Raw genomic sequence first — 8,965 nt, 5'->3', positions numbered from 1 at the left:
TGAAATTTTTGAACGCTTATAATATTTGTTATTCATTGCATAGCAATATGTTACAAACTTTTATAACATGCTATGCTTCATAAGACCCTTATTAATTATTGGTATTTAACCACAACATCTTTGAATGTGTGATAAGGCCCCTGTTGGCCCAACAAAAAACGGGTTTTTCAATATTCTCAATACGTACAAACCGGTTAACACAATATACTTACCAGATATTTTATCATGGATAAAAAGCTATATACCCTTATAGGAATCGGTCTTTTATTACTAATGGTGACATCACCGGTAACAGCCCAGCTCAATAATGCCGGTGATATTATCCAGGCCGCAGCAACCGAGGAAGGCAGACAAGATGCGAACACCCTGCTGAAGGCTTACTTTGATCCCGTCGGAAGCGGCTTCGGATCCGACCTCAACACCGGCTGGTTTAATACGGCAAAGTCCCATAGCGTGCTCGGCTTTGATCTGACAGTAAGTGCCAGTGTGGCCCGTGTACCCGGCGCCGACCGCTCATTCAACGTACAGGAACTGAATTTAAAGGAACTGGAATATATCGAAGAGGAATCAACCTCGCCTGTTACGCCCACTGCCTTTGGTGGGGACGAATCAAATACCACCCTGGGCGCCTATTTTTCGTATACCAACCCACAAACAGGTGAACAGCAGCAGGAAAGGGTGGATTTTGAAATGCCCGGGGGTACTGACGTTCCCTATGTGCCTGCGCCCATGGTACAGGCAAGTGTGGGCTTTGTCAAGGGCACCGATGTGACGGTTCGCTATGTTCCTCCCCTTGACCTTCCCAATGATATAAAACTGGACCTCTGGGGGATTGGACTCAAGCATGATATCACCCAGTGGCTGCCCGGCGGCAAGCTTATCCCCGTCAATATTTCGCTGCAGGCAGGCTATACCAAACTAAACTCCTCCATTGCTTTTGATGTTGATCCGGAGCAGGGCAGTGATGTGGAGAACAACTATGATCCCTCAACCTGGGAAGGGCAAAAAGCAGCCATGCGTTCTAACGCCTTTACCATTAACGCCCTGGTCGGTAAAACTCTGCCTTTTATTTCCTTTTATGGAGGTATTGGGTATGAAACCTCAAGCCTGACCATCGATACTCCCGGTTCGTATCCCGTGACCGTTCCAAATGAAGATTTTCCGGACCAATCCAATCAACCAAAAAAAATCGAGAAGATCGACAATCCCATTGACATTTCCTACGACGACAACAACTCTTTCCGGGGCTTAGTCGGAACAAGAATAAAGTTGGCCATTTTTAATATCACCGCTTCCTACACTCTCTCGAAGTATCCCGTGGGACAAGTGGGCGTGGGATTCAGCTTCAGGTAATTATATTTTAGTGTGCTTCGAGCCAGTTATCGGCCAGTCCCATCTCCACATCGAGAGGGACCGCCAGTTCGTAGGCCGATTCCATCAGTTCTTTTAGCTTTGGGGGGACTTCCGCCGCCTCCTCATCGGGCACAGAAAAAATCAGCTCGTCGTGAACCTGCAGCAGCATCCGGGTGGCAAGCTCTTGCTCTTCGATAAATTCCTGGATGTTTATCATGGCCAGCTTGATGATATCCGCAGCAGTACCCTGTATCGGCATATTGATAGCCGTTCGCTCGGCAAAAGCCCGCACATTCCAGTTACCCGCAGTAATCCGGGGAATATAGCGCCGGCGTCCCAGCAGCGTTTTGACATAGCCGTTTTCGCGGGCAAAGGCTTTGGTCTCGTTGATATAATCCAATATACCCGGAAAGCGCTCGAAGTACTGATCAATCATCTCTTTCCCCTCGCTGTTGGTGATTCCCAGCCGGTTAGCGAGCCCATACGCGCTAACCCCATACGGGATACCAAAATTAACTTCCTTCGCCTTACGTCGTTGATTTGGCGTCACATCGTCAATAGAATCCAAATCAAAAATCTCTTTGGCCGTCCGGGAATGTATATCCTCTCCATTTTTAAAGGCCCTGATCATATTTTCATCCTCCGCTATGGAAGCAATGACACGCAGTTCCACCTGCGAATAATCAGCCGAAAGCAGCTGATGTCCCTCCTCCGCAATAAAAGCCTTCCGTATTTCGCGTCCCCGTTCCGTTCGTATGGGAATATTCTGCAGGTTGGGATTGGATGATGACAGACGACCCGTCGCAGCGATACTCTGATTGTAATCGGTGTGAATACGTCCCGTTTCCTCATTAATCAGCTTCGGCAAGGCATCCACATAGGTCGACTTCAATTTGCTGAGCGCCCGGTATTCCAGGATGAGATCCGGCATTTCGTATTCTGTTGCCAATTTTTTCAGCACCGACTCGGCCGTGGAGTATTGCCCGGTCTTGGTCTTTTTGCCCGCCGGAAGCCCCATGTTGTCAAATAATACCTCTCCCAGTTGTTTGGGTGAGTTAATGTTGAATTCCATGCCGGCCTTTTCATAAATCTTCTGCTCAAGGGTAATCAGATCGGCGCGGAGCGTCTCGGAGAATTCCTCAAGCAGCTCTTGATCCACCAGCACCCCCTGCATTTCCATTTTGGCCAACACCTCCATCAGCGGAAATTCCAGGGACCGTGCAATTTCAGACAATTCATCCTCTTCCAGAATGTCACTCAGCACTTCATACAGCCGAAGCGTAATATCCGCATCCTCGCAGGCATAAACGGCAACCTCTTCGGCAGGAATCTCATCCATTGTTTTCTTATTCCGTCCCGATCCGATCAGCTGTTCTATGGGAATAGGTTCGTACTGCAGGTAGGTTTTGGCCAACGCATCCATCTTTAACTTCTGGTCGGCATCAATCAGGTAGCCGGCAATCATGGTATCGAAAGCCGGTCCCTTCGGCTCCAGCCCGGCACGGCGAAGCATCATATAATCGAATTTGTAATTATGGGCGATCTTCAGTGTGTCCTCGTTGGTAAACAAGGGCTCAAGAATGACCAGTGCTTCTTCCTGCGGGATCCCCTCCTCCACGTTCAACGGTATATAATACGCTACCCCGGCCGTAGCAGAGAGCGAAATTCCCACCAGCTTGTGTACCATGGGATCCACCCCGTCGGTCTCGGTATCAAAACAGAGCTGCCGGGATCCCTGCAGCCTTGCAACCAGCTCTTTAAGAGACGTGAGGTCGTTAACCAGGTCGTAACTGACAATATCCTCATCGAATGACTGCAGCCCGCTCTCCCCTTCTTCGGTCTCATTCTCGCCAAAAAGATCAGTCTGGTTTTTATTTGATTTTCGGGACTTGTTACGGGAGGAACGACTGATTTCTTCGCCAAGATATTTTTTGGTCAGCGTGCGAAACTCCATCCTTTTAAAAAATTTACCTAATGTTTTCTCATCAGCGCCTTCCCAGTCGAGGTCTTCCCACTTTACCGTATCCGGTACGTCGGTCTTAATCGTTACCATTTCCTTTGCATGGAGTGCTTCCTCTTCATATTCCTGTAGGCCTTCGCGATGCCGTTTGGAAGACATATTCGGAGCATCCTCGATAGCTGCTTCCAGGCTCCCGTATTTATTGATCAGCCTGGGCGCTCCCTTCTTGCCGATGCCTTTGACGCCTGGAATATTATCCGATGTATCGCCCAGGATAGCTAACACATCCACCACTTTTTCCGGGTAGACACCAAAATAATCCTTGACCTCCTCCCGCCCGATAAGGTTAAAGCCGCCGTTTTTATTATCGGGTTTATACATCATGATATGATCGTGTACCAGCTGCATGAAATCTTTGTCCGGCGTCACCATATACACATCTACGTCTTCAGCGTTGGCATCGCTGGCAATGGTACCGATAAGATCGTCGGCCTCGTAGCGATCCTGCTCGATATTCGGGATACCATATCCTTCGATCATCTCTTTGATCAGGGGAATGCCGATTTTCAGCTCTTCGGGCTGCGGGGGACGGTTGGCCTTGTAATCATCATCTATTTCGTGTCGAAAAGTCGGCACGTTTGTATCCCAGGCAACGGCAATATGAGAGGGTTTATGCTCCTTAAGCAACTTTTCCAGCGTATTGGCAAATCCTAAAACAGGACCGGTCGGTATTCCTTCGGAATTTTTTAAATTGCTGCGTATAAAGGCAAAATGAGAGCGGTAAGCCAGGGCCATACCGTCCAGTAAAAAAAGAGTGCTTTTAGACATCTGGTTGAATCGTTAACTTCTGTTTCAAAATTAAATGCAAATATACAAATCTCTAACAGGCGAGCCTACCCCTGCAGAGGAAATAAACCGTAATAATAAAAAAGGTAAAACTTTTTGATATCGTTTACGAATAAGGGCTATAACAACGTGATAACATATTTTTTACATGTTCTTAAAAAACGAAGCACAAACTGCATTTCAAAATACTAAATCGGTTTACAAGGAATATATATCCGGCATGACGCGGGAGCGTATGGGTAAAGATTTCTACAAGGATACCGATAGGCTCAAGCAGCTGTATGAAGAAGCCATACTGGAAGGCGCCGAACAGAGGAATCCTGAGGATATTCCCGGTCACCTGAAATTCCTGCGACTTTTCTCTGCCCTGACGGAGCGGCTCAACCCCACACGCCGGCTGTTATTCGGCTTATCTGTTATCGCCTTTGTCTCCCATTATTTATTTGGAGTTCTTCAACTTACCGGCTTCATTCTTTTCTATGAGCTTCTGCTGCCTTTTGCCTTCGGATCGATGCTCATCCTGCTCCTGGTGGAACTGCTTGAAAAATCAGACGTCAAGCGTGAAATAGATCTGGCCCGGGATATTCAGCTGAGTCTGCTGCCGGGCACTGAATTCCAGAGTACATCGCTTGAAATATTCTCTTTTGCCACGACCGCCAAGGAGGTGGGCGGCGATTATGTGGATATTATTGAAACCGAATCCGGGATCTACGTCATTATCGCGGATGTCTCCGGGAAAGGACTGTCGGCGGCCCTCTACATGGTCCGCATGCAGGCCCTGGTTCACCTCATTATTGAAAAAAATCAGCCTTCTCCCAAGCAGCTATTCCTGGAACTTAACGACTACGTTAAATCCGGGATTGCGGATAAAACGTTTGTGACGGCCTGCGCGGCTTTTTTCCCGGCACAAGAAGACTTTTTTACGTTTGCACGAGCCGGACATAACGCCCCCATTCTCTTTAACAAGGAGCGGGATGTCACTTTTGACCTTCGATCCGACGGTTTTGCCCTGGGCATGACTTCTTCAGCTAATCTTAAACTTCATCTTCAGGAAAAGAAATTTCAATTCGGCTCCGGCGACAGTGTACTCTTCTATACCGACGGGCTGACCGAAGCCCGCAACGAGGTCGGGGAGGAATACGGGGCGGACCGCCTCGACGCCATTCTCAGTATTTACGGGTCCCTGCACGCAAAGACAATCGTTCGCAAAATTCAGTCTTCCCTCGAAAACTTTATCGGCCGGGAAAAGCCGGGGGATGACGTCACCTTTACCTGTGTGCACCGATCCGGCTGAAGGGCGGGCTGAGAGGCTGGAAAGTGTTGGAAGCTAGAAAAGGCAGGAGGTTCAAGGCCGGTTCGGTAATGAGAAAGATTTTACCTCCGGCTGTCCAGCCTTGAACCTCCAACTTCTGTCAGTGAAGGAGCTTTTGAGCCTCTTCCACAATGCGGTCGACGGTCAGTCCATATTTCTCAAATATTTCCTTGTATGGTGCTGAGGCCCCAAAATGATCTATTCCTATGGCCATTCCCTTATCACCTATCCACTCCTTCCAGCCGAAGGTTGCGGCGGCTTCAATGGACACGCGAACGGTTACCTCTTCCGGCAGAACGCTTTGCCTGTAGTTTTTATCCTGCTTACGAAAGAGTTCCCAGGAGGGCATGCTCACAACGCGGACATCCCTGCCCTGCTCCCGGAGCCTGGTTCTTGCCTGCATGGCCAAATGGACTTCCGAACCCGTGCCTATTAAAATGGCATCGGGGGTATCTTTTTCGGAATCAGCCAGGATATAAGCGCCTCTGGTAGTCAGGGAGGCCCGGTTTGCCTCCGTCCGCTCAAAGGTTGGAATACTCTGACGGGTAAGGGCCAAAAGCGCCGGACCATCGGTATAGCCGAGAGCAGCTTTCCAGGCCCAGGCCACTTCATTGGCATCGGCGGGGCGCAGCACGAGGGCATGGGGCATAGCCCGCAGGGAAGCTAAATGCTCGACCGGCTGATGGGTCGGCCCGTCGCCCCCGAGGCCAATACTGTCGTGCGTAAAGACAAAAACCGAGGGGATATGCGATAAGGCCGCAATGCGAATGGCCGGCCGACAGTAATCGGAAAAGATCAGGAATGTGCCCCCGAACGGGATAACGCCCCTGTGCAGGGCCATCCCGTTGAGTGCCGCTCCCATCGCATGCTCTCTAACGCCGAAGTGAATATTTCTGCCGGCATAGTTCGATGACCCGAAAATTCCAGCATCGTCCATCCAGGTTTTGTTGCTGCCGGTAAGATCGGCTGATCCACCAATCAGCTGGGGAATATTGGCAGCCAACTTTTGTATCACCTTTCCGGAGGAAGCACGCGTAGCCATTCCCTCCTCATCTGCCTCGAAGGCAGGAAGAAAGGAGTCGAAATCGGTTGGCAATTCCCGGTTCAGTGCCATTTCGAACTGTTTGCTCTCTTCCGTATGCTCCTGCCTGTATTGATTGAACAGCTCTTTCCACTGCCGGGTGCGGGTTGCTCCCTCCTCTTCAGCCTGACGGAAATGCTCCAATACCTTCTCCGGGATATGAAATTTGTCCTCATACTTCCAGCCGAGCCGGTCTTTGGTCTGTTGGATCTCCTCTTCACCGAGTGGCGAACCATGCGAAGCCGAACTGTCCTGCTTATTGGGACTGCCAAAACCAATGTGTGTGCGACACAAGATCAACGAAGGTTTATCGGTTACGGCCTGAGCTTCTGCAATCGCTTCTTCCACGGCCCTGCGATCATGGCCATCAATACTGATGGTATGCCACCGGTTCGCATTAAACCTTTGCTCCACATCTTCGGTAAAGGCCAGATCGGTGCTGCCGTCAATAGAGATCTCATTATCGTCATAGAGATAAATTAGCTTTCCCAGCTTCATGTGCCCGGCCATGGAGGCCGCTTCCTGAGAGATGCCTTCCATCAGGTCCCCGTCGCTGACGATGCCATAGGTATAATGATCCGTAACGGGATAGCCGTCCCTGTTAAATTTTGCAGCCATATGCGCTTCCGCCATCGCCATCCCCACACCGGTGGCAAAGCCCTGTCCCAGCGGACCCGTGGTCGTTTCGACGCCGGGGGTTAAATGCGCTTCCGGGTGACCCGGGGTCAGACTGTCGAGCTGACGCAGATTCTTTAACTCTTCGAGAGGCAGCTCATAGCCGGTGAGATGCAACAGGCTGTACAGAAGGATGGAACCGTGTCCGGCCGAGAGGATAAACCGGTCGCGGTCATACCACCCGGGATCAGCCGGATTGTGTTTCAGGAATTTTGTCCATAATACGTATGCAGCGTCCGCCATCCCCATGGGCATGCCCGGGTGTCCCGAGCCGGCCTGTTGAACGGCATCCATCGCCAGGGTTCGTATCGTATTCACACAAAGGTCATCAAGTGAATTGGAAGAGTGACTCATCAGTATAAGTACCGGAAGTATTTGGAGTTAGCATCAAATTTCAGAACGGAAAATAGCCAAAGGAAGGCTTACATAAAAGAAAAGAATAGTGACGGATACGGCTGCGTGTCAAGGGCATTAAAAAAGGCTCCGGATATCCGGAGCCTTTCCAAAAACACTGATAAAAGACCGGTTTCTGCTCTTAAATATTTTCACATTTGAGCTCAAATTCCATCTTGTGCTCTGCCGAGCTCTTGAATGATCCATAGGCGGCATTATCAAAAGCGTCGCAGGCATCGGCCCGCTGACCTAAACCCTGGTAAGCTGTACCCAGCGAGAAGTAGTTCTTGGCCTGGTCGGTACGACCGCCGTTGCCCAGCTCAATGGCCTGCTGGGCAGCCTCCGCGGCTTCCGCCCACTGTTGCCGGCCGTTATAGGCTTCCGACAGGCGGTAATAAGCCTCCTCGGAAGAAGAATCGTACTCTAACGCGCTATTCAACAAGCTGATCGCAGTCTCATAATCGTCATTTTCATTCGCTTGCGAGCCGCGATAAATCAGCTCGCTGGCGGCGGCCTCCTGGGCGCGGGACACAATCTGATTATCGTTGTTTTGCTCCCCTACCTCGATGGCTTTATCAAAATAGCCGAGGGCTTCATCCAGGCTGCTGCCTTCCATATTCTTCGTAACAATGCCTTTTTGATAATACGCTTTGGCATAATTGGCATTGCGCTCTATCACTTCATCGAGAGTCGCCAGAGCGGCCTCAAAGTCTTCCTGCTGGTATTGCAGCAGAGCCCGGTTGTACATCAGCTGGGTGATGACGCCCGGAACTTTTTCGGCGATCTGCTCATTGCCATACTCTTCGCTTATCTCCCCGGCTTCACGAAAAGCGCTAATCGTAGCCTCCAGGCTGCTGAGGGATTTGTCGTTTTGGAATGTGCGGTATTCCCTTAACGCCATCTGGTAGTAGGTCGTGGGGAGCTGTTTTTCGGCACGCTGGACAATATCCTGCCCCTCTTCTCCCAGCTCCTCACCCTGGGCTATAGCTTGGTTAAACATACTTACTGCCTGCTCATAATCTTCCGACTCGACAAGCTCCAGGGCTTTGTTATAGGTTTGAACGGCTTCACGTTTATCCTGGGCGTTGACATTCGTTACGCCCACAATAAACAGGGCCAATAACAGTGTTGCAAGACTATTTTTAAACAGCTTCATAATTCCTACGGGTTTGGTTGAATGTTAAAAGCAATTAATGTAATGAATAAAATTATGTATTTAAAAGTAAAACCTGTTCACAGCTTATTTATTGTATGAATTCGTAAGTCAAACTTATAAAATAGGTCTCCAGGCGCTTTATTCTTTATAATAAGTTTTAATATACTATGTTTCGAACCGATTAACGGA

Annotated in this window: 5 protein-coding genes; 2 read left to right on the top strand and 3 right to left on the bottom strand. The window is 49.6% G+C overall.

Annotation, left to right across the window (positions count from 1 at the left end; translation table 11 throughout):
* The first annotated feature begins 225 nt into the window (after nt 1–225).
* On the top strand, nt 226–1,353 hold the full coding sequence (locus BUB16_RS15565) for a DUF6588 family protein (RefSeq protein WP_073066543.1): 1,128 nt from the start codon (nt 226–228) through the stop codon (nt 1,351–1,353).
* Nucleotides 1,354–1,360: 7 nt separating this feature from the next.
* On the opposite strand, the gene polA is transcribed toward BUB16_RS15565, so the two are convergent.
* Nucleotides 1,361–4,141 (bottom strand): DNA polymerase I, encoded by a 2,781-nt coding sequence (gene polA / locus BUB16_RS15560; protein WP_073066540.1) that lies wholly within the window; start codon nt 4,139–4,141, stop codon nt 1,361–1,363.
* A 166-nt stretch (nt 4,142–4,307) separates the two neighbouring features.
* On the opposite strand from polA, the gene BUB16_RS15555 reads away from it, so the two are divergent.
* Complete coding sequence (locus BUB16_RS15555; protein ID WP_073066537.1) at nt 4,308–5,453, top strand: PP2C family protein-serine/threonine phosphatase; 1,146 nt, start codon at nt 4,308–4,310, stop codon at nt 5,451–5,453.
* A gap of 118 nt (nt 5,454–5,571) precedes the next feature.
* On the opposite strand, the gene tkt is transcribed toward BUB16_RS15555, so the two are convergent.
* A complete protein-coding gene (tkt, locus tag BUB16_RS15550; RefSeq protein ID WP_073066535.1) occupies nt 5,572–7,581 on the bottom strand; it encodes a transketolase in 2,010 nt (669 codons plus the stop codon).
* Between the two features lie 181 nt (nt 7,582–7,762).
* The gene (locus BUB16_RS15545; protein WP_073066532.1) at nt 7,763–8,776 is read right to left on the bottom strand and encodes a tetratricopeptide repeat protein; all 1,014 of its coding nucleotides are present in this window, start codon (nt 8,774–8,776) and stop codon (nt 7,763–7,765) included.
* Nucleotides 8,777–8,965 lie beyond the last annotated feature (189 nt).

The organism is Fodinibius roseus (assembly GCF_900129315.1).
Classification (GTDB): Bacteria; Bacteroidota; Rhodothermia; order Balneolales; family Balneolaceae; genus Fodinibius; species Fodinibius roseus.
Note: the sequence above shows the minus strand (reverse complement) of the source record. Positions and strands in the feature narration are given on the sequence as shown.